Source organism: Paenibacillus sp. J23TS9, assembly GCF_018403225.1.
Taxonomy (GTDB): domain Bacteria; phylum Bacillota; class Bacilli; order Paenibacillales; family Paenibacillaceae; genus Paenibacillus_AQ.
Map to the genome: position 1 here is coordinate 38632 of NZ_BOSG01000009.1, position 24470 is coordinate 63101.

Annotated in this window: 24 protein-coding genes and 1 rRNA gene; 24 read left to right on the top strand and 1 reads right to left on the bottom strand. The window is 49.3% G+C overall.

Annotated elements, in window-relative coordinates; all coding sequences use genetic code 11:
• Window positions 1-35 precede the first annotated feature (35 nt).
• The 22 genes from KJS65_RS28695 to lysS all read left to right on the top strand — a co-directional run bounded on the left by KJS65_RS28695 (window position 36) and on the right by lysS (window position 22500).
• Complete coding sequence (locus KJS65_RS28695) at window positions 36-776, top strand: vWA domain-containing protein (protein ID WP_213653189.1); 741 nt, start codon at window positions 36-38, stop codon at window positions 774-776.
• Window positions 760-1707 carry a serine/threonine protein kinase gene (locus tag KJS65_RS28700; protein WP_213653190.1) on the top strand — a complete coding sequence of 316 codons (948 nt, stop codon included), beginning with the start codon at window positions 760-762 and terminating at the stop codon, window positions 1705-1707. Before KJS65_RS28695 ends, KJS65_RS28700 begins: the two co-directional genes overlap by 17 nt.
• 90 nt (window positions 1708-1797) lie before the next feature.
• Entirely contained in the window at window positions 1798-3249 is a 1452-nt protein-coding gene (gene tilS, locus KJS65_RS28705) for a tRNA lysidine(34) synthetase TilS (RefSeq protein WP_213653191.1), read from the top strand.
• 47 nt (window positions 3250-3296) lie between these two features.
• Window positions 3297-3836 (top strand): hypoxanthine phosphoribosyltransferase, encoded by a 540-nt coding sequence (gene hpt, locus KJS65_RS28710; protein WP_136607575.1) that lies wholly within the window; start codon window positions 3297-3299, stop codon window positions 3834-3836.
• Window positions 3837-3949: 113 nt separating this feature from the next.
• A complete protein-coding gene (ftsH, locus tag KJS65_RS28715) occupies window positions 3950-6070 on the top strand; it encodes an ATP-dependent zinc metalloprotease FtsH (RefSeq protein WP_213653192.1) in 2121 nt (706 codons plus the stop codon).
• Between the two features lie 330 nt (window positions 6071-6400).
• Window positions 6401-7339, top strand: coding sequence for a quinolinate synthase NadA (nadA, locus tag KJS65_RS28720; RefSeq protein ID WP_213653193.1), 939 nt, complete (start codon window positions 6401-6403; stop codon window positions 7337-7339).
• Between the two features lie 39 nt (window positions 7340-7378).
• Window positions 7379-8995: an L-aspartate oxidase gene (gene nadB, locus KJS65_RS28725; protein WP_213653194.1), complete on the top strand. Its 1617-nt coding sequence runs from the start codon at window positions 7379-7381 to the stop codon at window positions 8993-8995.
• Window positions 8985-9845, top strand: a complete 861-nt coding sequence (nadC, locus tag KJS65_RS28730) for a carboxylating nicotinate-nucleotide diphosphorylase (protein ID WP_213653195.1) — start codon at window positions 8985-8987, stop codon at window positions 9843-9845. The genes nadB and nadC overlap by 11 nt, the downstream gene beginning before the upstream one ends.
• Before the next feature lie 16 nt (window positions 9846-9861).
• Complete coding sequence (locus KJS65_RS28735; protein WP_213653196.1) at window positions 9862-10629, top strand: type III pantothenate kinase; 768 nt, start codon at window positions 9862-9864, stop codon at window positions 10627-10629.
• A gap of 147 nt (window positions 10630-10776) precedes the next feature.
• On the top strand, window positions 10777-11661 hold the full coding sequence (gene hslO, locus KJS65_RS28740; protein WP_213653197.1) for an Hsp33 family molecular chaperone HslO: 885 nt from the start codon (window positions 10777-10779) through the stop codon (window positions 11659-11661).
• A 13-nt stretch (window positions 11662-11674) separates the two neighbouring features.
• Entirely contained in the window at window positions 11675-12637 is a 963-nt protein-coding gene (locus KJS65_RS28745) for a peptidyl-prolyl cis-trans isomerase (protein ID WP_213653198.1), read from the top strand.
• A 252-nt stretch (window positions 12638-12889) separates the two neighbouring features.
• Window positions 12890-13828: a cysteine synthase A gene (cysK, locus tag KJS65_RS28750; protein WP_213653199.1), complete on the top strand. Its 939-nt coding sequence runs from the start codon at window positions 12890-12892 to the stop codon at window positions 13826-13828.
• A 254-nt stretch (window positions 13829-14082) separates the two neighbouring features.
• Entirely contained in the window at window positions 14083-15627 is a 1545-nt protein-coding gene (locus KJS65_RS28755; RefSeq protein ID WP_244864909.1) for an anthranilate synthase component I family protein, read from the top strand.
• Window positions 15624-16205, top strand: a complete 582-nt coding sequence (gene pabA / locus KJS65_RS28760; RefSeq protein ID WP_213653201.1) for an aminodeoxychorismate/anthranilate synthase component II — start codon at window positions 15624-15626, stop codon at window positions 16203-16205. The genes KJS65_RS28755 and pabA overlap by 4 nt, the downstream gene beginning before the upstream one ends.
• Window positions 16202-17110, top strand: a complete 909-nt coding sequence (locus KJS65_RS28765) for an aminotransferase class IV (RefSeq protein ID WP_213653202.1) — start codon at window positions 16202-16204, stop codon at window positions 17108-17110. The genes pabA and KJS65_RS28765 overlap by 4 nt, the downstream gene beginning before the upstream one ends.
• Window positions 17091-17954: a dihydropteroate synthase gene (gene folP / locus KJS65_RS28770; RefSeq protein WP_213653203.1), complete on the top strand. Its 864-nt coding sequence runs from the start codon at window positions 17091-17093 to the stop codon at window positions 17952-17954. The genes KJS65_RS28765 and folP overlap by 20 nt, the downstream gene beginning before the upstream one ends.
• Before the next feature lie 22 nt (window positions 17955-17976).
• Window positions 17977-18339: a dihydroneopterin aldolase gene (gene folB / locus KJS65_RS28775; RefSeq protein ID WP_136607588.1), complete on the top strand. Its 363-nt coding sequence runs from the start codon at window positions 17977-17979 to the stop codon at window positions 18337-18339.
• Between the two features lie 9 nt (window positions 18340-18348).
• Window positions 18349-18897 carry a 2-amino-4-hydroxy-6-hydroxymethyldihydropteridine diphosphokinase gene (folK, locus tag KJS65_RS28780; RefSeq protein ID WP_213653204.1) on the top strand — a complete coding sequence of 183 codons (549 nt, stop codon included), beginning with the start codon at window positions 18349-18351 and terminating at the stop codon, window positions 18895-18897.
• Complete coding sequence (locus KJS65_RS28785; RefSeq protein WP_136607590.1) at window positions 18849-19052, top strand: helix-turn-helix domain-containing protein; 204 nt, start codon at window positions 18849-18851, stop codon at window positions 19050-19052. The genes folK and KJS65_RS28785 overlap by 49 nt, the downstream gene beginning before the upstream one ends.
• A gap of 65 nt (window positions 19053-19117) precedes the next feature.
• Complete coding sequence (gene dusB, locus KJS65_RS28790; RefSeq protein WP_213653205.1) at window positions 19118-20140, top strand: tRNA dihydrouridine synthase DusB; 1023 nt, start codon at window positions 19118-19120, stop codon at window positions 20138-20140.
• A 219-nt stretch (window positions 20141-20359) separates the two neighbouring features.
• Window positions 20360-20836, top strand: coding sequence for a transcription elongation factor GreA (greA, locus tag KJS65_RS28795; RefSeq protein ID WP_136607592.1), 477 nt, complete (start codon window positions 20360-20362; stop codon window positions 20834-20836).
• A 146-nt stretch (window positions 20837-20982) separates the two neighbouring features.
• The gene (gene lysS / locus KJS65_RS28800; protein WP_213653206.1) at window positions 20983-22500 is read left to right on the top strand and encodes a lysine--tRNA ligase; all 1518 of its coding nucleotides are present in this window, start codon (window positions 20983-20985) and stop codon (window positions 22498-22500) included.
• A gap of 83 nt (window positions 22501-22583) precedes the next feature.
• Here lysS and KJS65_RS28805 read toward each other — a convergent pair whose 3' ends face one another.
• On the bottom strand, window positions 22584-23150 hold the full coding sequence (locus KJS65_RS28805) for a TetR/AcrR family transcriptional regulator (protein ID WP_244864908.1): 567 nt from the start codon (window positions 23148-23150) through the stop codon (window positions 22584-22586).
• 131 nt (window positions 23151-23281) lie between these two features.
• On the opposite strand from KJS65_RS28805, the gene KJS65_RS28810 reads away from it, so the two are divergent.
• Together KJS65_RS28810 and KJS65_RS28815 are read left to right on the top strand one after the other, a co-directional pair.
• Complete coding sequence (locus KJS65_RS28810; RefSeq protein ID WP_213653208.1) at window positions 23282-23815, top strand: hypothetical protein; 534 nt, start codon at window positions 23282-23284, stop codon at window positions 23813-23815.
• Window positions 23816-24254: 439 nt separating this feature from the next.
• Window positions 24255-24470, top strand: a 16S ribosomal RNA gene (locus tag KJS65_RS28815); the annotation flags it as partial.

The window sequence follows — 24470 nt, forward strand, 5'->3', positions numbered from 1 at the left end:
GCAAGAGAAAACCACTTTTGGGAGGATGATAGATCGTGAAACAGATTCTTTTGATAACGGACGGATGTTCGAACGTGGGGACAAGCCCGGTGCTGGCGGCAGCCCACGCTTTTCAGGAGGGAATTACGGTCAATGTGGCGGGGGTGGTGGATTACGGAACAATCGGTGAGTTGGGCAGTCTTGAGATCGCTGAAATTGCCAAGGCGGGAGGAGGAGTCAGCCAGGTTGTGGGTACGAGGCAGCTTGCCCAAACCATGCAGATGATGACGCGAAAAACGGTGGTTCAGACCATTCATCAAGCGGTTAATAGGGAGTTAAAGCAAATATTGGGACATACCACATTAGAGGAGCTGCCTCCATCACAACGCTCGCAAGTGGTGCAGGTCGTCGACGAAATGACGGAAACAACATCGCTGCAGGTTGCGCTTTTAATTGATGCTAGTGCCAGTATGAAACCGAAGCTTAGTGCTGTAGAGGATGCCATCCGTGACTTGATGCTCAGCCTTCAGGCGCGCGAAGGCATCAGTGAGATTGCCGTATTCCATTTTCCGGGACGCCGGAGCGGGGAGGATGCGGTGCTCGACAGCGATTGGACGCGGGATGCGGGTACATTAAGAGCGCTGTTTCAACGACTTCAGATGAAAGGAGCCACACCGACCGGACCTGCCATCATGAGGGTGATTGATTTCTTCCGTTATGGTACACTAGATGAACATCAAACATGGCGGGGAAATACCGATGAAGGAGAAGGGATGCTCGGTGACTACGTCGTCTAAACCGGCGTATCCGGCCGGAACAGTCATTACAGGAAAATGGCGCAAAGGCCGCTTTGTCATCCGGCGCGTGCTGGGCCAGGGAGCCAACGGGATTGTATACCTTGTTCAAAAGGAGGGCTCCCGTAATCCGTATGCTCTGAAAATGGGATATGATACGCTGGATCTCCAGTCTGAGATCAATGTGCTGATGTCATTGCAGTCGAAACGCAAGTCTTCAGCATCGCCCAGAGGTGGCTCACGTATGTCCTATCTGCTCGATGTGGATGACTTTAAGGGACAGCAAGGGGATATACCGTTTTATGTTATGCGCTATTTTCCGGGCAGCTCATTACATCATTTTATACGCAAACGCGGCCGGGAATGGATTGGCCTTACAGGACTGCGTCTTCTGGAAAAGCTGAACGGACTGCACCGATCAGGTTTTATTTTCGGGGACTTAAAGCCGGAGAATGTAATGGTATCCGATGTCGGCCATGTGGAGCTGATTGATTACGGTGGGGTAAGCTCGATCGGACGGAGCGTCAAGCAGTTCACGGAGTGGTACGACAGAGGATATTGGAACGCCGGCTCACGCACTAGCGATGAGGGGTATGACTTGTTTGCCTTTGCGGTTCTAATCATACAGCTTCTAAATGAAGAGGATTTGAAAACGGCTGCTGTGCAGCATCTGCCTCAGACCCGGAGTCCGGGACAGCTGTTATCCCTGGTGCAGCGGAGTCCAAAGCTTAAGCCGTATTCAGAGTGGCTGCGGCGGGCAATCCGCGGGGAATTTTCTAATTCACATGAAGCGCTCAAGCTGTGGAAGGAAACGATTTATACACCGGCTTTAGTTGGCAAGCTGCCGGGTAAAACACCGCGTTGGCTGATTAATGCATTCGCCCTTTCCATCATGATTGTGTGTCTGGCTTGCCTATGGGCATTTTTCTTGTGAATATGCGAGCAGGCTGATTGGAATGGATGAAAGTAATGAGAGCAACAAATCGTTAATACATAGGGTATGCTGTAGAAGAGGGGATTTTGGATGGAAAGCAGGGCTGACTTGAATACGCTGATGGAACATGTTCTCCATACGGCCGGGGAGCATGACTTATGGTTGCCCCATGACACCATTGTAGTCGCAGTGTCCGGCGGACCGGATTCTGTGGCTCTTTTGCATGTCCTGCACCAGATTTCAAAGCGGTATATCCCTCTGCAGCTTATTTGCGCGCATGTTCATCATGGTCTTCGTGCAGAATCAGACAGCGAGGAGGAGCTTGTCCGTCATCTGGCGCAAGAGCTAAACCTCCCGTACGAGACGGTGAGAATTGATGTTCTTTCTTATATGAAGGAAAGCGGAAAGGGTTTTGAGGAGGCGGCGCGGGATAAACGATATGCATTTTTGCATGAAATCGCAAAGCGGCACGGTGCCTCCTCGATTGCACTTGCCCACCATGCCGATGATCAGGCTGAAACCGTCCTGCTGCATTTGCTCCGGGGCAGCGGCCTTGGAGGCCTCAAAGGCATGAAGATTAAAAGATGCGAAAAAAATGTGGAACTCATTCGTCCCTTTTTACGTATATACAAAACGGACCTTATGAGCATTTGTAAGCAGAATGGTTATGCGTACGCCATTGACAGCTCTAATCTCTCCAATCAATACAGACGAAATGCGATTCGGCTGGATGTGCTGCCCTTTTTGGGGCAATATAATGGTCAGATCAGGCAATCGCTGGTTCAACTTGCCGATATAGCGGGTATGGAAGATGATTACATGGAGCAGGCTGCGAATCATGCATATCATGATTTAGTACAGCATAAGGATGGAAGGCTCTACTTTCAGGCGCCTTCCTTTTTGGCCTTACATGTCGCTTTACAACGAAGGTTGATTAAACTAATATTAAATTATCTGTCGGCAGGCATTGAAATCACCGATTTTCACAAGATTGAGCTTATCCGCCAAAGTATTGATCAGAACAAAAGCACGACCTGGAGCCTTGATATTGGAGGAGGCTTGGCCTGCATACGCGAATACGATATGATATTGTTTATGCAAAGGCCGCCAGAGCAGTCCAAGAGCTATACATATGAGCTTCAAACTGCTGTTCCGGAATTGTGTATTCCTGAGATTGGCAAAAAGTTGAAAATGAAGGTGCAGTCGCCGCATGACCGTTATTTTTCGAACATGGCCGGAGCCTGCGCTGAAGCAGTGTTTGATGCCGGCCAACTGAAATATCCATTAACACTCCGTTCAAGGCTGCCTGGAGATACCATGAAAGTCATGGGATTAAACGGAAGCAAAAAGGTAAAAGATATTTTCATTGACGCGAAGATACCTCCATCCGTGCGCTCCCGCATTCCTGTGTTAGTTGATGGTTCAGGCAACATGATCTGGATTCCGGGGGTCCGGCGCTCCATGCATGCTGCAGTCGGGACACAAACGACATCCGTTCTCCACATGTGTCTGGAGGATACAGAGGCAGTGGAGCAACTGTAATGGTCATTGTAAGACTTTCATAGTATAAACGTAGGAGGTTCGCTCAGTTGCAAAACGATATTCAAGAAGTTCTCATCAGCGAAGAAGAAATCCAGAAGAAAATCAAGGAACTTGGAGCTCAGCTCAGCAAGGTTTATGAAGGACGCAATCCTTTGGTCATTTGTGTTTTGAAAGGTGCGTTTATTTTCATGGCCGATTTGGTTAAAAATATGACAGTACCCATGGAACTCGATTTCATGGCGGTGTCGAGCTACGGCGCATCCACCAAATCATCGGGTGTCGTCAAAATCATCAAGGATTTGGATGTACCTGTTGACGGTCGCGATGTCCTGATTGTTGAAGACATTATCGACAGCGGTCTCACACTCAGTCATTTGATTGAGCTCCTGAAGAGCCGCAACGCCAAATCCACGTGCGTAGTCACCTTGTTTGATAAACCCGTACGTCGTACCGTAGATCTGGAAGCGGATTACACAGGCTTTACCCTGCCTGATGCTTTTGTCGTCGGATACGGTTTGGATTACGCCGAACACTACCGGAACCTGCCCTACATTGGGATCTTGAAACCGGAAATCTATTCCCACTAATGGTGATACTCCAGCCCATGGACTTATACTTGGTTCATGCTAATACCACCTCTGTTGAGATGGTCAGACAGGCTATGGTAAAATAATTAAAGTGTTTCGAGAGGAGGTAGGGGATGAATCGGTTCATCCGGAATTCTGGTTTTTATTTGATTCTTTTTTTAGTTGTGGTGGGCATTGTCCAGTTTGTAAGTAATAGCGGTGAATCTGCTCACAATCCTAGATACGATGAATTTCGGCAAGAGATCAAGGCTGGCAATGTGAAGGATATCACGGTTCAATTTGACGGTTACGCCTATCTCGTAACCGGTAAATATAATCAAAAACCGGACGGGGTCAAATCAGACAGCTTCTCGACCTACATTCCGGCTACAGATGCCGCGATTCAGGAACTGGTAGATGCCAGTGATAAAAACGGCATGACATATACCCAGAAGAAAATGGAAGGCGAAAGTATTTGGCTGACGCTGCTTTCTTCCATGATTCCTTTGGTCATTATGTTCATTCTCTTCTTCTTCCTGTTCAATCAGGCGCAGGGCGGCGGCGGCAAAGTCATGAACTTCGGCAAGAGCCGTGCCCGTCTATATAATGAAGAGAAGAAGAGAGTCACATTTGAGGATGTGGCTGGAGCCGATGAAGAGAAACAGGAGCTCGTCGAGGTCGTGGAATTCCTGAAGGATCCGCGGAAGTTTGCCGCAGTAGGAGCGCGTATCCCTAAAGGGGTTCTGCTCGTAGGTCCTCCGGGAACAGGTAAAACACTCCTCGCCCGTGCAGTGGCTGGTGAAGCCGGCGTTCCTTTCTTTACCATTTCCGGTTCTGACTTCGTGGAAATGTTCGTAGGTGTGGGTGCATCCCGTGTACGTGACTTGTTTGAAAACGCGAAAAAGAATGCACCATGTATTATCTTTATCGATGAAATCGATGCAGTTGGCCGTCAGCGTGGTGCCGGTCTTGGCGGAGGCCATGACGAGCGCGAACAAACGCTGAACCAATTGCTCGTAGAGATGGATGGTTTCGGCGGTAATGAAGGTATTATCATCGTTGCGGCAACCAACCGTGCTGATATTCTCGACCCTGCACTCCTGCGTCCGGGACGTTTTGACCGTCAAATTACGGTGGATCGTCCGGATGTAAGAGGCCGCGAAGCTGTGTTGAAAGTCCATGCCCGCAATAAACCGCTGACAAAAGACGTTAAGCTGGATATTGTGGCTAAACGCACCACAGGCTTTACGGGTGCAGAACTGGAGAACCTGATGAATGAGGCTGCCCTGCTTGCGGCACGCCGTAACCGGAAGGATATATCCATGCGTGAGGTTGACGAAGCGATTGACCGTGTTATTGTCGGTACTGAGAAGCGCAGCCGCGTGATCAGTGACCGTGAGAAACGGATCGTTGCTTATCACGAAGCTGGTCATACCATTGTCGGCTACTTCCTGGAAAATGCCGATATGGTGCATAAGGTAACGATTATTCCTCGCGGCCGTGCCGGCGGATATGTTATCATGATGCCGAAGGAAGACCGCATGCTCGTAACGAAACAGGAGTTGCTGGATAAAGTAACAGGTCTCTTGGGGGGCCGGGTGTCCGAGGAAGTCTTTATTGGTGAAATCGGAACTGGCGCCTACAGTGACTTCCAGCAGGCAACCGGTATTGTTCGCAGCATGATTATGGAATACGGTATGAGTGAGAAGCTTGGACCGCTGCAGTTCGGTTCGACCCAAGGCCAGGTATTCCTGGGCCGGGATCTCGGACATGAACAGAACTACAGTGATTCCATCGCATATGAGATTGATCAGGAAATGCAGCGCATGACAAACGAATGTTATCAGCGTTGTAAAGAATTACTCATCAAGCACTCCAAAGAAGTTCATCTCATCGCGAATACACTGCTTGAGAAGGAAACGTTGGAACTTGATCAAATCAGAGAACTGATCGAGCAAGGATACCTGTCGGAAGATGGACCGCATGATGGTGGAGACGACGAAGGTTCTTCCGAAAATGGCGCAGCAATCATCGACAATATTGGCGATGTACGCGTCCGCATTCAAGGCAAGGATGATGCATCCGATCTGCCAACGAATGAAATTCCGAATGACGTTCCTGAGAACATCACGAATGATACGCCTGAAAGTCCGGCCGACATTCCTGGAGATATTCCAAACGATGTTCCGAATTCGGGTCCAGCAGATGATCGCAATCCAGGTAACGGAGGCACACCTCCCGAATCCAGATCCTAATGGTTCCTGACCCTATAGTATGATGAATCAGCCCGGAAGACGACGGCAATCGTCTTCCGGGCTTTTTATTGTTTATATAAAATATTTTAAATTTTATTTTTAAAGTGACATACGCTTTACACGAGAATGGAATGCATGAAAGGGGCAATGCAAAGGGATTTTTTACATATCAGCCCCGTTTTCCGGCAAGGGAACAGCCAATTGACAGCCCGGGAAACCTTGTGTACATTAGTTGGTAACTGAAAAGACCTCGAGGCTTGGACACCCAACTTTGAGAGAAATTTCACAAATGTTGATCTTGAATGACATCATAAAAGGAGTGGGTCACTGGTGGAAGCTCTTGCGCTGCAGCATAAAGAGGAACAAAAACGGGAATTAACGGAGAAGCTGATTCAGCTTAAAAAGGAAAGAAACGCTATTATTCTTGCTCATTATTATCAAAGAGACGAAATTCAGGAGGTTGCTGATTTCCGCGGCGATTCCTTTTTGCTAGCACAAAAGGCAGCACAAACGGATGCGGAGACTATTGTATTCTGCGGCGTGCATTTCATGGGGGAAAGCGCGAAAATACTGGCTCCGAACAAGACGGTTCTGATTCCGGATGAACGCGCAGGATGCCCGATGGCGGATATGGTCAATGTGGATGGCCTCCGCAAGCTGAAAGCACAGCATCCGAATGCCAAAGTTGTTACATATATCAATTCCTCTGCCGATGTCAAAGCAGAAACGGATATTTGCTGTACTTCTGCCAACGCCGTTAGAGTGATACAATCCCTGGACTGTGATGAAATTATCTGGGTGCCGGATAAGAATCTCGGCCATTATGTGCAGCAGCATACCGACAAGAAGATGATCATTTGGGAAGGCTATTGCAACACGCATGATATGTTGACAGTCAAAGACGTTGTTGAGATGAGAGCCAAGCATCCGAACGCCCAGTTTGTCGTACATCCGGAATGCCGGCCGGAGGTGGTGGAGATGGGTGATTTCGTAGGAAGCACCACTGCCATCATCGATTACTGCAAAAAATCAGATTGCCAGGAGTTTATTGTGGGTACGGAAGATGGAACCGGATACCAGCTCCGCCTGGACAGCCCGAATAAAGCCTTCCATTTTGCCACCAAATATCTGGTATGCCCGAACATGAAGGTCAACAATCTCAAAAAATTGGTGAAGTGTCTGGAAACCATGAAGCCGCAGATTTATGTGCCGCCGGTTGTTGCAGATCAAGCCCGAATTTCCTTAGAGCGCATGTTACAGGTAAAGTAGCATGCGCTACTCTTTCTCTTAAGACAGGTGAATGGATCCATGATTCCTCAGTATTTGGTTGACTTTGACTTGCAATCCCTGCCCTGTATTGAAACCGATGTTCTTGTGATTGGCTCAGGAATCGCGGGATTATATACGGCAATTGAGGCTGGCAAAGACCATAACGTTATCATGATTACCAAAAATGCACTTTTGGAAAGTAATACCCGGTATGCTCAGGGCGGTATTGCTGCTGTTACCTCGGAGGATGACTCTCCAGCCTACCACCGCGAGGATACGCTGATGGCCGGGGCTGGGCTATGCTCCTCTGCTGCTGTTGATGTACTCGTGAACGAAGGCCCGGAGGGTGTAAGGGAGTTAATCCGGTTAGGCACGTCCTTTGACCTCGAGAATGGCGAGCTTGCTCTAACCCAGGAAGGGGCCCACAGCCGCCGGCGAATTCTGCATGCGAATGGGGATGCGACCGGATTTGAGATTGTGAGGGCACTCGCCGCGCAGGTTCAGATACATGATCGTGTACAGGTGTGGGAGCATCATTTTGTCATTGATGTGATAGCCATAGAAAACGAGTGCATCGGAGCCCTTGTACAACGTCCGGATGGTCAGAGAGTGTACATAAAGGCGGGGGCTACGATTTTGTGCACCGGAGGAGCCGGGCAGCTCTACCGTTATACAACAAATCCCGATGTTGCTACTGCAGACGGTATTGCCATTGCCCACCGGGCGGGAGCGCAAATCCGCGATATGGAATTTATCCAGTTTCACCCGACTGCCTTATGTTACCCGGGTGCTCCACGTTTCCTGATCTCGGAGGCCGTACGGGGCGAAGGTGCTGTGCTGCGCAATATCAAGGGTGAACGTTTTATGGAAAAGTACCATGAGCTGCTCGAGCTGGCACCGCGTGATATCGTGGCCCGTGCCATCGTAAGTGAGATGGAGGAGACGAGATCTACCTTTGTCTATTTGGATATTACGCATGAATCGGAGGATATGCTTAAGCACCGTTTTCCCACCATTTATGAGACCTGCATGAATTATGGGCTGGATTTGGCTGCCGATTGGATTCCTGTGGCTCCGGCTGCGCATTATATGATGGGTGGAGTCAAAACGGATCTCAATGGGGAGAGCAGCGTGTCACGTCTTTTTGCCTGTGGCGAAGTTTCCTCAACGGGAGTTCATGGCGCTAACCGTCTGGCGAGCAATTCCCTGTCAGAGGCCATTGTGTTTGGCAAACGGATTGTGAATCGTATCAAAGACCTGACGCCTTTATACGGAACGGCAAATATTACACATGAGGATGAAGAGCGGACAGGCGCGCCCAAGCAAGCGATGATCGAACGCAGACTTAAGCTGCAGAAAGTCATGGTTAGATACGCCGGGCTCAGACGCAATGAGACGCTCCTTTATAAAGGGATGGACGAGCTGAATCGCCAGCTTCCGATCTTTCATTCGGAGCTCACCAGGAAGGAAGAGTTTGAATTTGCGAACATGCTGACCAGCTGTTTGTTGGTCACTCGCGCCGCTCTGGAGCGCAAGGAGAGCCGAGGCGCACATTACAGGGAGGATTATCCTCAGAAGGACGACGCGATGTGGCGCAAGCACTTGCTTCAGCATCGTCAAGATGAAATCATGGAGGAGTTCAGCGATGATGTTTAACGGATATAATGAGGGTCTGGTGGAATCCATTCGCTTGTGGCTGCAGGAGGATGTGGGTTCTGGTGATATTACGACCATGACAACGATTCCGGCAGGCCGTGAATCCAAAGGGATCATTCACGCTAAGGATGCCGGTATTGTGGCGGGCATTCCAGTCGCGGAGCTGGTGTTTCAAGTGGTAGACCCTTCTCTGTCCTTTACGGCCCATGTCAAGGACGGAGATCATGTGGAAAAGGGTACCGTACTAGCAGTCGTTGAAGGCAGCACGCATCATATTTTAACGGGAGAGCGGATTGCTTTGAATCTGCTGCAGCGTCTTTCGGGCATTGCCACCCGGACGCGTACATTCGTTGATGCACTGGAAGGACTGCCGGCCCGACTGGTCGATACACGCAAAACAACGCCAGGGCATCGTATGCTGGAGAAATATGCTGTCCGGATCGGCGGCGGTGCGAATCACAGGTTTGGTCTATATGATGCCGTCATGATTAAAGATAACCATATCAAAGGGGCGGGCGGAATCCGCAGAGCAGTTGAGCGTGCACGTGCCCATATACCACATACGATGACCATCGAAGTGGAAACAGAGTCCCTGCAGCAGGTAGAAGAGGCGCTGGAAGCCGGCGCTGATATTATTATGCTGGACAATATGGATAAAGATATGATGAAAGAGGCTGTCAGACGGATTAAGACGAAGGCTCCACATGTGCGTGTGGAGGCTTCAGGAAATGTCTCACTGCAGACGGTCAAAGGAATTGCCGAGTGCGGGGTTGACGTAATATCCGTAGGGCGGTTAACCTATTCTTTTGAGAGTCTCGACATCAGTCTGGATCTCAATGCTGTAAAGTAAAGGAGGGATCATCCTCGTGATCCTTGTCATCGACATCGGGAACACCAACATTGTGCTGGGCATATACAAGAGACGTGAACTTCTCCATCATTTTCGTCTCAGCACCATTCGTCATTCGACATCGGATGAATATGGAGTTTTGTTTCATAATCTATTCCACATGTCCGGAATACCGGTTTCGGATATCCAGGGGGTTATTATGTCCTCCGTTGTCCCGCCGATGGTGCATATTATTGAGGAAATGTGCCGCAAATATATCCATAAGCAACCGCTTATGGTGGGACCAGGCATTCGAACAGGGCTAAATCTGCGTTCTGAAAATCCGCGGGAGGTTGGAGCGGACCGTATTGTGAATGCGGTGGCGGCAGTGGATCTCTACAAAGGGCCGCTTGTTGTGGTTGATTTCGGAACAGCCACTACATTTGACTGTATCGATGAAAAGGGGAACTATCTCGGCGGAGCCATTGTTCCGGGGATCGGTATAGCTACGGAGGCCTTGGTTCAGCGGGCATCGAAGCTTCCGCGCATTGAACTGGAAAAGCCCAAAAAAGTCATTGGCCGCAATACAGTCCATGCAATGCAGGCCGGCATCATATTCGGATATGCCGGACAGGTGGACGGCATTGTGAAGCGGATGAAGCAGGAAATGGAGGCGCCACATTTAAAGGTGGTTGCCACCGGTGGACTGGCGGAACTCATCGCAAGCGAATCGGAAGCGATCGATGAAGTGAATCCGCTATTAACCCTCGAAGGATTGCGGCTTATTTATGAACGTAATATGTAATTCGTTTGGACGACATTGCAGTCTGTTTACTTCAAGAATTCATCTTATAAAGATGGTTTCTCATGAAATTTTGGAAACAATACTACGAAGAACGGCTAAGAGCAGCTGTACTTCGGTTAAATAGAGAGCAAGGAGGCTGGATACGACATGGATAATAAACAAGATCGCCTCATCCGAGGCACCGCAATGGGCGGACGCGTCCGGGCCTTCGCAGTAAGAACGACCGGTCTCGTTGAGGAGCTGCGCCGAAGACATGATACATGGCCAACCGCTACAGCGGCTTTGGGGCGTACATTGACGGCCGCAGCCATGATGGGCACCATGCTCAAAGGTGAAGAGCAGCTGACCATTCAGGTACAAGGCAATGGTCCCATTGGCCAGATTGTCGTCGATGCGAACGCCAAAGGCGATGTGCGGGGTTATGTGAACGAACCGCATGTCCACCTTCCAAGCAACAGTATGGGGAAGTTGGATGTAGCCGGAGCGGTAGGCCGCGAAGGTTATTTGCATGTTACTAAGGATTTGGGGATGAAAGAGCCATACCGCGGCAGCATACCCATTGTCTCTGGTGAGCTTGGCGAAGACTTTACGTATTATTTTGCCGTTTCGGAGCAAACGCCTTCGGCTGTAGGATTGGGTGTACTCGTTGCTCCCGACAACTCTGTTATTGTGGCTGGCGGCTTTATTGTGCAGCTTCTGCCGGGGCTCACTGATGAGGAAATCTCTTTGATCGAGCAGGCTGTTGGCGCTATGCCGCCGGTAACATCACTTCTTGATCAGGGGCTGGAGCTTGATGAAATGCTGCGTCGGCTTCTGCCGGATGTGGAGATCCTGGAACAAATGGATGTCCAATTTCAGTGCAAATGCTCACGTGATCGTGTGGAACAGACCCTCGTCAGCCTTGGCAAAAGTGAATTGGAGCAGTTAATTGAAGAGGATGGCAAGGCGGAAGTGGTATGTCATTTTTGCAATGAAGCCTATACGTTTGAAAAAGACGAGCTGCAGCAGATTTTAGAAAAAGCAATTCATTAAGGCGCGGTACACGATGATGACCCGACAAGAAAAGGCGCTTTGGGCCGCAGTCATCATTTTGGCAGCGGGCGTGTTGTTCATGGGGAGCCTGATCGTCATCCGCGGGTTAAAGCCGGCGGGATCCGTGCATGAGTCGGAAGAGGAGCAGAGAGGGCTCGATGCAGTGGCATCTTTTGACGGCCAGATCATTACGGAAGATGAGTGGGTCAGGGAGCTGAAGCGGGCGCGTGGGCATGAAGTGCTTTTGCAGATGCTGAATCAGAAAGCGGTATCCACTGAGGCGAAAGCACTTCGGATACAGGTTACACCGGAGGAGATCGCAGAAAAGGTTCATGAGGATGCCAGTGGGTACGAATCGGAAGACGCTTACTACCAGGCCATGTCGGTACAGCTGGGAATGACCTCCGAAGATGTCAGGGCGGAGGCGGCCTATCAACTGACGCTTGAAAAAATAGCAATCGTCAATATCCATATTAGCGATGATGAGGTTAACCGTTATGTTGACCAGCATGAGGAGGAGTTTGAACCCAAGAGGCAATATGAGCTGGCCTGGATCAAACTCAAAAGCCGTAAGGAAGCGAATAGGACGCTGGACCGACTTGAGCAAGGGGAAGATTTCGGCAGCCTGGCCGGAGAACTGTCTCTTGACGAGTACACCCGTATGCAGGGTGGAAGGCTGGGGATGATAGAGGAAGATGATCCGTTTGTTCCTGGGGAGCTTCTGAGCGCAGCGAAGGATTTGGAGGCGGGAGATATTGCCGGACCAATCGAGCTGAAAGACGATGGATATGCAGTGATGCGGGTTATCGATATTGTGAAGACAGGGGAACGGAGCAGCGGGGAAATCCGCGCCAGTGTCCGTAAGCAGCTAGCCCTTAATGAGGCCGTTCCACTGACGCAGCTGGAGGCCAGCTTGAGAGATAAGTACGGAGCCAAACTAATCACGAAACCAACCCCTGAAGAGGGTGCCAAATAAAGCTGTGTTTTCAAGCCTTTGCCGCATGGATATCGCTCCATAAAGCAAGGTTTGTTTTTTGTCAAAACCTTATGGAATAGGCCTTAGATATGGATGGTTCATATTGACATTCGTATGGAAGGTTGATAAGATAAAGGTATTAAATACCTACTTAATTACTCGGATATAAAACCGTTAAACAGCCAGATGCTTGATCTGAATTAGCATATATCAAAACCAGAATTCTACAGTTAAAAAGGGAGGATTTATTCCATGGCTAAAGTCGTTAATAATGTTACTGAACTCATCGGTAGTACACCACTCGTTCGTTTGAACCGTTTGGCTCCGGAAGACAGCGCAGAAATCTATCTCAAACTTGAATACCAAAACCCGGGCTCCAGCGTGAAGGACCGGATTGCTATCAGCATCGTTGAAGAAGCGGAGAAAGACGGGACTTTGAAACCGGGCGGTACGATCGTTGAAGCAACGAGCGGCAATACGGGAATCGGTCTTGCTATGGTCGCTGCAGCAAAAGGATATAAGTCGGTTATCGTTATGCCTGAAACGATGAGCTTGGAGCGCCGCAATCTGCTTCGTGCTTATGGAGCTGAGCTGGTGCTGACACCAGGAGCGGAGGGCATGAACGGCGCAGTTAAAAAAGCCGAGGAGATCGTAAGCGAGAACCCTGGTTACTTTATGGCAGAGCAGTTCAAGAATCCGGCTAACGTAAAAATCCACCGTGAAACTACAGGTCCGGAAATCGTAGAAGCCATCGAATCCATTGGCGGCACGCTGGACGCATTTGTTGCCGGCATCGGCACCGGCGGTACGATCTCGGGCGCGGGTGAAGTACTGAAGCAGAGCTTCCCGAATGTGAAAATTGTAGCGGTAGAGCCTGCGGCTTCTCCGATTCTGTCCGGCGGCAAACCAGGGCCTCATAAAATTCAAGGTCTTGGCGCCAACTTTATTCCTGATATTCTGAATCGTGAGATTTATGATGAAATCATTCATGTTGAAAATGATGAAGCCTTCGACACGGCACGCCGCGTTGCGAAAGAAGAAGGAGTTCTTGCAGGCATCTCCTCCGGCGCTGCAGTATTTGCCGCACTTAAGGTAGCCAAAGAACTTGGAAAAGGCAAACGTGTCGTTGTGATTATTCCTAGTAATGGGGAACGTTACCTGAGCACGCCGCTGTACAATTTTGAAGGATAAGTTTGCAGAACAATGTGTTCTGACATTTTAATATGATTCTCGCCCCTGCTGCTGTTCTTACAGTAGCAGGTTTTTTTAGGTTGCAGATCGTATTTTTGTAAAAACCTCAAGGAAAAGTCTTTTCAAAAGGGCATCTGGCAAAGTATACTGACAACCAATAGAAAGCTCTTGCAGCAAAGGGGATGAGGAATGTGAACGGGAACAGCAGGTTTACGCATGAACATTGGAAGAGGTGGGTAGAGCAGGGATACACCATGCTGCCATTCATACTTGAAATGGAGCTGGAGAAGGATGAGTCAGGCCTCCCCGCTTCTTGGTCTCGTGCCTGGGAGCAAGCATCCCCGTATTCTTTTGTCCTCGAGAGCGGCAAGGATGGACGGTACACATATCTGGGTCTTCAGCCTGTATCTATTCTTAAGGGAAAGGGAGAACAGGGTGAGATTACCGTTTTGAAGGCTGGCAGCAGCACTGAACATACGGCAGGATCGCCTCTGGATGTTATCAGGCGTTGGATGGAGCCCTTTCAGGCTCCCAAGCCTCAGGATGATGAGGAGCAATCAGCGGGACTGCCTCCGTTTCTCGGAGGTTGTGTCGGGTTTTTAGGATATGATGTGGTTCGTTTCCTGGAATCTCTGCCTGTGAGTGCAGCGGACAATCCGGATATACCCGATTATCTCTGGATGCGGCTTGAAGAGATATGGATCTACGATCATACAGCACATAAGCTGATTTGTGCAGTTCATAAGCCAATATCGGCAGCTGGCGATCTGGAGCGCATATATGAACAAGCACAGGAACAGGCACGGTCAATGCTGACGCAGTGGCGCTCTTTTACGGAACAAATGCAGGCAGAGCTGGATGAAGAGCGGATTATGCGGCAAAGGCATATGATAGATGCACAGTCGCAGCAGGACCAAGGACAGTGGCCTGGCATGAAAAGCGCTTTTCCTCAGGATGCTTTCGAGCAGGCAGTAGAGACGATACAGAACTATATCCGGCAGGGCGATGTGTTTCAGGTTAATTTGTCGCTCAAGCAGGAACAAGAGCTGAATTCAGATCCGGAGCGGATTTATGAATGGCTGCGGATTTTAAATCCATCGCCGTATATGGGAATGCTCCGCTCGCCGGGCTTCAGTCTTGTGAGCGCATCACCTGAGCTTCTGGTCAAGCGCCAGGGAGAGCGGATCAGCGCTCGTCCAATTGCTGGCACCCGCCGCCGCGGGCATACGCGGGAAGAGGATATCGCGATGGCGGAAGAACTGCTCAGCAGCAAGAAGGAACGCGCGGAGCATGTCATGCTCGTTGATCTGGAGCGCAATGACATCGGCAAGGTGGCAGCTTACGGCACGGTAAGGGTACCGGAGCTAATGACCGTCGAGCACTACTCCCATGTCATGCATCTTGTGTCACAGGTGGAAGGACAGCTGGCTTCCGGTAAAGGTGCATTTGATGTCATCGCTGCCTTGTTCCCTGGAGGGACAATAACGGGAGCACCTAAAGTCCGGACGATGGAAATTATTGAGGAGCTGGAGCCGATAAGACGGGGACCTTACACGGGCTCCATGGGCTGGATTGACTACAACGGAAATTTGGAATTAAATATTATCATAAGAACACTGGTTGTATCGGATGGAATCGGCATGATTCAGACCGGCGCTGGAGTCGTCATTGACTCCGAGCCGTATCGTGAGTATCGTGAATGCCATAATAAAGCCAAAGCCATCGTCAAGGCAGTCCTTTTAAGTGAACAGGAAGCAGCTGCTGACATGACCCGGCAGGAAAAGGGGATGAGAGTATGATACTGGTGATCGATAATTATGACTCTTTTACGTATAACCTGGTTCAATATCTTGGTGAACTGGGAGAAGAAGTGAAGGTAATCCGCAATGATGAAATAGATATCCAGGGTATTGAAGCGCTCGCTCCGGATCATATTCTGATATCGCCGGGCCCGTGCACTCCGAATGAAGCGGGAATCAGTCTGGAGACCATTGCACATTTTAAAGGGAAAATCCCGATTTTCGGCGTCTGCCTTGGACATCAGGCCATCGGACAGGCATTTGGCGGACAGGTTGTCCGTGCTGAGCGGTTGATGCACGGCAAGACTTCACCGATTTTGCATCACGGAACCTCCATATTTGAGGGCCTGCCATCCCCGTTCACGGCGACTCGGTACCATTCCTTGCTTGTGGAACGCAGCACACTGCCTGATTGCCTGGAAATTACAGCTGAGACGGAAGAGGGCGAAATTATGGGACTGCGTCACAAGGAATATCCTGTAGAGGGTGTACAGTTTCATCCGGAGTCGATTATTACCGATTACGGACACCAGATGCTCCGCAACTTTCTGAAGCGGACAGCAACGACTAACGCATGAAGTGGATTCTGCTGAACGGTAAATGTATCGATGCTTCTGCTGCCGTGGTTTCCGTTATGGATCACGGCTTTTTATACGGTATGGGATTATTTGAGACCTTCCGTACCTACGGAGGCAAGCCATTTTTGCTGGAGAGGCATTTGGACCGACTGGCTCAAGGCTGCGAAACACTGGGAATCGGGACCGATACCCTGCCTGATCCCTTTCTGCTGCGGCAATCTATCAGCGAATTAATGAAGGCGAACGGTCTGGAGGAGGCGTATATCCGCTATACCGTCAGCGCGGGTGAAGATGTGCTGGGTTTACCAACAGGAAAATACACCCGCCCGAGTCAAGTACTCATGGCCAAACCTCTGCCGGAAACTCCTGATGAGCTGTACACCCAGGGGAAGGCACTGAAGCTGCTCAACATCAGGCGCAATTCCCCGGAAGGCTCTGTGAGGCTGAAGTCGCTGCATTATATGAATAATATTTTGGCGAAAAGAGAGCTCTCCTCTTATCCTGAAGCTGTACAACTTCATGCCGAGGGTCTGATGCTGAGTACGGATGGATATCTCTCGGAAGGAATTGTGAGCAATCTTTTCTTCGTTAAAAATAATCAACTATATACGCCGGATACAGCCTGTGGGCTATTGCCCGGCATTACGCGCGGCCTGGTGCTGGAGATGGCAGCTGCTGAAGGCCTGAGCTGTGAGGAAGGGTTTTATACATGGGAGGATGCGGCCTCGGCCGATGAAATATGGCTGACCACCTCGATTCAGGAGCTGGTGCCTGTCACCACGCTCATCAACGGTTCGGGTGCATTGTCTATAATTAGCGGCGGTCGTGTCGGGCCTGTCACAAGCAGGCTGCTTCGGCTGTATCGGCAGCAAACGGGAGGCTATCATGAAAACGACAATTTATGAACGAACCTATACCATGGGTGAGGCGGTGCTTGAGCTTGGAGCATCCACGAAAATCATGGGAATCTTAAATGTAACGCCTGATTCCTTTTCGGATGGCGGCCGGTATGTTGATCCTGAACAAGCAGTACATCACGCGCTGCAGATGGTTCAGGAAGGGGCGGATCTGATCGATATCGGAGGCGAATCGACACGGCCCGGATTTGAGCCTGTCTCTGCGGAGGAGGAGCTGCGCCGCGTCATTCCTGTTGTTGAGGCTCTTCACCGCGCGGCTCCCCATATTCCGATTTCGGTTGATACCTATAAGGCTGAGGTTGCCCGTAAAGCAATAGAAGCTGGAGCCCATATCATGAATGATATCTGGGGAGGCAAAAAAGATCCGGATATGCTGAATGCGGCGGCTGAGCTCGGCTGCCCGATTATTTTAATGCATAACAGGAAAGATATGAACTATAGTGATTTTGCCACTGACGTTGTGCGGGATCTGGAGGAAAGTGTCGAACTTGCGCTGAAGGCCGGTGTGGATGAAAAGCAGATTATTTTAGACCCGGGTATCGGATTCGCCAAGAACGGACCGGAAAATCTGCAAATTATGACCCAGCTTGACCGGCTGGTGGATATCGGGTATCCGGTGCTGCTCGCGACTTCGCGCAAAAAGTTTATCCGGACAGTCATGGACCTGCCAGTAAACGACATTGTCGAAGGAACGGCTGCTACCGTTGCATTCGGTATTGCCCAAGGCTGCCAAATTGTACGAGTGCATGACGTGAAACAAATCAAACGGACCGTGATGATGTGCGACGCTATGTTGTATGCATCAATGGACACCAGACGGATCGGCTCTTAATTTATTGGAGGGATGATGGATTATGGATAAAATGAAAATGCATCGCATGGAATATTACGGGTATCATGGCGTTTTTGAAGAGGAGCGTAAGCTGGGCCAACGCTTTTATATTGATCTGGAGCTTGAGCTGGATTTGCGGGCCGCCGGGGAAAATGACGATCTGACTCAAACGGTAAATTATGCCGAAGTTCATGAAGTTGTGAAAAAAGTCGTTGAAACCGAGTCTTTCCGCCTGATCGAAGCATTGGCCGAACGTATTGCATCCTCGGTACTGGACACTTATACTAGTATCGATGCATTGACGGTCAAAGTGACCAAACCGCACCCTCCCTTTGACATCCATTTTCAGGGCGTCACTGTGGAGCTTCACAGAACAAGGAAGTGAGAACCCATCATGAATGCACATTCCACCTCTGACTCATCAGAGGCTTATATTGCTTTAGGGGCCAATTTGGGTGACCGTGAAGATACACTGATGGAGGCGCTGCGTCGCCTCGATGAAACTCCCGATATCACCGTGCTCCACTGCTCCAATATCTATGAAACGGAGCCGGTTGGTTATGTAGACCAGCCTTTGTTTCTGAATATGGCTGTACGGGTCCGCACAAGTCTGAATCCATATGGATTGCTGCATGTGATGCAGCAGATCGAGAAAGAGCTCGGAAGAGTCCGCCATATTCGTTGGGGTCCGAGAACCGTCGATTTGGATCTGATCTGGATGGAAGGGCAGAAGGAGAACACGGAAGAATTGATTCTGCCTCATCCCCGTATGGAGGAGCGTATGTTTGTACTTGCCCCGCTGAAGGACATTGTGCCTGCGGATGAATCCTCCGGTTTGCGGACTGTAGTCATGGCAGCAGTGGAAAGACTGGATGGAAAGGAAGGTTTGCAGCTTTGGAAAACTTGCAGCTGGCGCAGCGTATCCGCGCCTTCCGGAAACTAAAGGGATTTACACAACAGGAGCTGGCATCCGGGTGCGGCATTTCGCTGGCGGTGCTCGGTGCTATAGAACGCGGAAACCGGCGCGCTGATGAACAGACGTTGACGAGAATTGCCGAGGTTTTGGACATTTCGCTCCAGGAACTCACCAATCAATAGATTTACTGCTCCAGGACGGATATATATATTTGAACAAAATGATCTTAAAGGAGCGAATGGATCACATGCTGAAGATTGGCAATATTGAAATGAAGAACCAGGTCGTTCTGGCTCCGATGGCGGGAGTATGCAACCCGGCATTCCGGCTCATAGCCAAGGAATTCGGAACCGGATTGGTTTGCGCCGAGATGGTCAGCGGAAAGGCTATCCTACATGGCAATCAACGCACGCGGGAAATGCTTTTTGTCGACGAACGGGAAAAACCGCTCAGCCTGCAGATTTTTGGCGGGGACCGTGAATCGCTTGTGGAAGCTGCGAAAGTCGTTGACACGCAGACGAACGCCGACATTATTGATATCAATATGGGCTGCCCTGCACCAAAGGTGACCAAAATTGATGCCGGCGCCCGCTGGCTGCTGGATTCGAACAAAATTTATGAGATGGTTGCTGCAGTGGTGGATGCCGTTGATAAGCCTGTGACGGTTAAAATGCGCACCGGTTGGGACCACGATCATATTTATGCGGTTGAGAACGCACGTGCAGTCGAACGCGCAGGAGGCCAGGCGGTAAGTGTCCACGGCCGTACACGCGAGCAGCTGTATACCGGTCACGCCGATTGGGATATTATAAAGCAGGTTAAAGAGTCGGTATCGATTCCTGTCATCGGGAACGGGGACGTGGTGACACCGGAGGATGCCCGCCGGATGCTGGACCAAACAGGTGTGGACGGAGTTATGATCGGACGTGGAGCGCTTGGCAATCCTTGGATGCTGTATCGTACGATTGAGTATCTGAAGACTGGAAAGCTCCTGTCTGAACCACCTGCGGAAGAGAAGATCCGCATAGCTATTTTGCATATGGATCGGCTTATTGCCTTAAGAGGGGAATCGGTTGCCGTTCGCGAAATGCGCAAGCATTTGGCATGGTATCTGAGAGGACTGAAGGGCTCTAACCGTATCAAAGATGAGATAATGGAAGGAACAAAGCGGGATGAAATGGTCAGAATCCTGGAGGATTTTGTAGCCAGTCTGAACGAACGGGCAGCGCTGGAAGCAGATATGGCGGAAGAAGCAGTCGTCTCCCAATAATGCCCATGCATATGCCTGCGGGCGTGTGATTGACATTTTGAAATGCTTACCATATAATTTTTCAGTATAAATTCGACTTTATCCTTAAAACAGCAGAGGGATGTTCTGATCCTTCAAACTTTGCATAAATATAGATTGATCTAAAGATAACATGATAGTTCTCTCTATAATGATTACGGTAGTTTTAAATTTATTTACATGACAGGAGAATCGGTTAAGATGAGCGATAAAGAAGTCATTCTAACACAGGACGGACTCAAAAAGCTGGAAGACGAACTCGAGAACCTGAAATCAGTCAAACGGCGCGAGGTGGCAGAACGTATCAAAGTGGCCATTGGCTACGGGGATATCAGTGAAAACTCGGAGTACGAAGATGCCAAAAATGAGCAGGCTTTTATTGAGGGACGCATCATCACACTTGAAAAATTGCTTCGCAATGCCCGGATTATCAACAGCGACGAAATCAATACTGATGTTGTCGGAGTCGGTGCTACGGTAATCGTGCAGGATCTGGAGTTCGGTGATACGATGGAATACACGATTGTGGGTACGGCTGAATCCGATCCCCTTAACAATAAAATCTCGAACGAAAGTCCGGTGGGTAAAGCCATTTTGGGCAAGCAAAAAAACACCACAGTGGACGTTAACGTTCCTGCGGGCGTGGTTCAATACAAGATCATCGATATCAAAAAATAAGATCCGCATGCTTTAGGATTGTTAGGAAGCTTCCTTTAGGAAGCTTTTTTTTCAGATATATAGAATGAACTTTAGTACATTCTAGGGTAGACACCTGTGTACGTTTGACGAAAGCAGGCAGTGAGATAGAAGGAGTGACGTTTGAAATGTCGGAAGAAGTAAACAATCACGAAGAAGAAATAGAACTTAGCGAGATGCTCCAAATTCGCCGCGGCAAACTGGACGAGCTCCGCAGTCTGGGAATTGATCCTTTTGGAAAGAAATACGATCGGACTCATCATGCAGGCGATTTGGTTGCAAAGTATGACGGAATGACCAAGGAAGAGCTGGACGAGCAGCATGCCGAAGTGCGCGTTGCAGGCAGAATTATGGCCAAGCGTGGCATGGGTAAAGCTATTTTCGCTCACATCCAGGATCTCAGCGGTAAAATTCAGATTTATGTGCGCCAGGATTCTGTTCCTGAAGCAGCATTTGCTGCGTTCCGCCTGCTTGATCTCGGGGATATTGTCGGTATTACCGGCACCATGTTCAAGACCAAAACGGGAGAAACCACGATCAAAGCAAGTGAAGTCGAGGTTCTTTCGAAGTCCCTCTATCCACTGCCTGACAAATACCATGGTTTGAAGGATGTTGAGCTTCGCTACCGTCAACGCTATGTTGACCTGATCATCAATCCTGAAGTGCAGCAAACATTCATTACGCGTTCCCGTATCATTCAATCGATGCGTCGTTATCTGGACTCCCAGGGCTATCTGGAAGTAGAAACGCCAACCCTGCATGCCATCGCTGGCGGAGCAGCGGCAAAGCCATTTATTACACATCATAATGCGCTTGATATGCAGCTTTACATGCGTATTGCGATTGAACTGCACTTGAAACGCCTCATCGTTGGCGGCTTGGAAAAAGTCTACGAAATCGGACGTGTATATCGTAACGAGGGTATTTCTACACGCCATAATCCGGAATTCACCATGATTGAGCTGTATGAAGCCTATGCGGACTACCAGGATATTATGAACCTGACCGAAAGCATGATTGCCCATATTGCCCAAGAAGTGCTTGGCACTCAGGTGGTTAACTATCAGGGACATGAAGTGAACCTGGCACCAGCATGGCGCCGTGTATCTATGGTGGATGCCGTTAAAGAAGTGAAGGGTGTTGACTTCGGCGTACAGATGACGAATGAAGAGGCGCATCAACTTGCGAAAGAGCATCACGTCAAAGTTGAGCCACATATGACCTTCGGCCATATCCTGAATGCATTCTTTGAAGAGTTTGTAGAGGAGACCTTGATTCAGCCGACATTTGTAACCGGACATCCGGTAGAAATCTCGCCGCTCGCGAAGAAGAACGAGCAGGATCCGCGCTTTACGGATCGCTTTGAGCTCTTTGTCGTGGCACGTGAGCATGCGAATGCTTTCAGTGAGCTGAATGATCCGATTGACCAGCGTCAACGTTTCGAAGCGCAGATTAAGGAACGTGAGCAGGGTAATGACGAAGCGCATGAGATGGATGAAGACTTCCTAAACGCGCTTGAGTACGGTATGCCTCCTACAGGTGGTTTGGGTATCGGTATCGACCGTCTCGTAATGCTGTTGACCAATGCACCGTCCATTCGTGACGTACTGCTTTTCCCTCACATGAGAAATCGTACGCAGGAGTAGTCATATTTAAGTAAATGAGGATATTCCTCATCATATAGAAAAGGAACAGCGTGAATTATTCACGTCTGTTCCTTTTTTTGTTTTTATAAGCCCGGTTGTAGGCGGCAGAGCGTCAACAGATGACGCTTGACGACGTTACGCATCATGTCTGTTGTTACGACATCCGGTCTAAGCACAGCGTGGATCGCGAGGCCGTCAATCAGGGCATAGAAGCGTTCAATCTCAAGTGAGATGTCCAGATCTGGAAGGACTAGGTCTATGGCAGTTAATCCATTCATGATTGCAATAAAAATATGTCTGAGATCATCATCGACCTCGCTGCGGTGCAATCCAAGCGAAGGATCAGATAATGATTTGACGACAAAAGCAAACCAAACCTCCATTTCATGTCGTTTCTCTTCATTGGTGGGAAGAACCTCATCTAGCAGAAGAGGGATGTCTATGAATAGATCGCCGCTGTAGGCAATACCTGCAATTCGCTCCCTTACCTTTTCCGAAACTTTTTTCATGGCATAAGACAGAAGCTCTGAGTGTGTGGTGAAATAGTGTCGCATGGAGCCGACCGAAAGCCCTGCTTCATCGGCGATGTTCCTTACTGAGGCTTGATCAAGCCCGATCTTTCGGATGACACGCCACGTGGCTTCGGCCACTCTTTCTTTTTGCTTTTCGTGATCAACAATTTTGGGCATGTACCAAGTATAACATTCACCTTGTTTATTTAATACAGTCGTGATAAATTGTTTTTAATACAACCGTTCTAAAAAGAAAGGATGAAGGACAATTGATCGCAGCATTAATCGTAGGATGCGAAATTGCATTTTGGGTGCTTATACTGGCCGGCTTGAGCGCACGATATTTAGCCGGATGGAGCCGTTTGGGGGCGATTTTGCTGCTGGCTACACCAGCCGTGGATGTTTTGCTCATCATATTTACGATTGTGGATCTAAGAAATGGAGTAAAAGCAGAATTCATTCATGGACTCTCTGCTATATATATCGGTGTGACGGTTGCATATGGGCATCGGATGATAAAGTGGGCAGATCAGAGGTTTGCTTACCGGTTCGCAGGAGGGGAGGAGCCTGAGCGCGCACCTAAACATGGGAAGGCTCATGCCCGTCGTGAGAGAGAAGGTTGGTACCGGCATGTGATTGCATGGTTTGTTGGGGGCGTTCTGCTTGTGCTTATGATCTTGATTGTCAATGACCCTAATCGTACAGAGGCGCTGAGGATTGTACCGGTATGGTGGGGAGGGATCGTAGCTATCGACTTCCTGATTAGCTTCAGCTATACATTATGGCCTAAACCGCCGAAGTAAAGAGGGGTATGCAGAGAAACGCAGGACAAACAAAGCTATTGCATCAATGAATCAGGTACTCGTATCCCGGCAACTTAATATTTCAAAAAACAGCTTGCACCATCCTGAAATCCATGATATATTATTAGTCCGGCCAAGAAATGCAGGTAAAACTGCTAGCCAGCAGGTTTTCAAATTTGAAAGTTTCTGAAAAAAAGAACTTCAAAAAAAGCTTGCAAATCTCGGCTGAACATGATATATTATAAGAGTTGCTGCTGAGCTAACTGAGCGGCTTCGAAAACGAAAGAATTTGATCTTTGAAAACTGAACAACGAGTGAGATACAGACCTTGCTTGCAAGGTCGACCGCGAAGCAAATTGGTTCATGCCTTTTGGCTGAATGATTTGCTGAGCAAAACAATGAGATTTAATCTCGTCAGTTTCAAAATGAGCTATCAACTTTCTTGGAGAGTTTGATCCTGGCTCAGGACGAACGCTGGCGGCGTGCCTAATACATGCAAGTCGAGCGGAGTTGATGAGGTGCTTGCACCTCTGATGCTTAGCGGCGGACGGGTGAGTAACACGTAGGCAACCTGCCTGTAAGACTGGGATAACTACCGGAAACGGTAGCTAATACCGGATAATTTATTTCTTCTCCTGGAGAGATAATGAAAGAC

Bases quoted from the DNA above. Each gene is read 5' to 3' on its own strand.
- tilS (WP_213653191.1), top strand. From the start codon at position 1,798: ATGGAAAGCAGGGCTGACTTGAATACGCTGATGGAACATGTTCTCCAT.
- ftsH (WP_213653192.1), top strand. From the start codon at position 3,950: ATGAATCGGTTCATCCGGAATTCTGGTTTTTATTTGATTCTTTTTTTA.
- nadB (WP_213653194.1), top strand. From the start codon at position 7,379: ATGATTCCTCAGTATTTGGTTGACTTTGACTTGCAATCCCTGCCCTGT.
- nadC (WP_213653195.1), top strand. From the start codon at position 8,985: ATGATGTTTAACGGATATAATGAGGGTCTGGTGGAATCCATTCGCTTG.
- hslO (WP_213653197.1), top strand. From the start codon at position 10,777: ATGGATAATAAACAAGATCGCCTCATCCGAGGCACCGCAATGGGCGGA.
- KJS65_RS28745 (WP_213653198.1), top strand. From the start codon at position 11,675: ATGATGACCCGACAAGAAAAGGCGCTTTGGGCCGCAGTCATCATTTTG.
- cysK (WP_213653199.1), top strand. From the start codon at position 12,890: ATGGCTAAAGTCGTTAATAATGTTACTGAACTCATCGGTAGTACACCA.
- KJS65_RS28755 (WP_244864909.1), top strand. From the start codon at position 14,083: ATGCTGCCATTCATACTTGAAATGGAGCTGGAGAAGGATGAGTCAGGC.
- pabA (WP_213653201.1), top strand. From the start codon at position 15,624: ATGATACTGGTGATCGATAATTATGACTCTTTTACGTATAACCTGGTT.
- KJS65_RS28765 (WP_213653202.1), top strand. From the start codon at position 16,202: ATGAAGTGGATTCTGCTGAACGGTAAATGTATCGATGCTTCTGCTGCC.
- folP (WP_213653203.1), top strand. From the start codon at position 17,091: ATGAAAACGACAATTTATGAACGAACCTATACCATGGGTGAGGCGGTG.
- folB (WP_136607588.1), top strand. From the start codon at position 17,977: ATGGATAAAATGAAAATGCATCGCATGGAATATTACGGGTATCATGGC.
- folK (WP_213653204.1), top strand. From the start codon at position 18,349: ATGAATGCACATTCCACCTCTGACTCATCAGAGGCTTATATTGCTTTA.
- dusB (WP_213653205.1), top strand. From the start codon at position 19,118: ATGCTGAAGATTGGCAATATTGAAATGAAGAACCAGGTCGTTCTGGCT.
- greA (WP_136607592.1), top strand. From the start codon at position 20,360: ATGAGCGATAAAGAAGTCATTCTAACACAGGACGGACTCAAAAAGCTG.
- lysS (WP_213653206.1), top strand. From the start codon at position 20,983: ATGTCGGAAGAAGTAAACAATCACGAAGAAGAAATAGAACTTAGCGAG.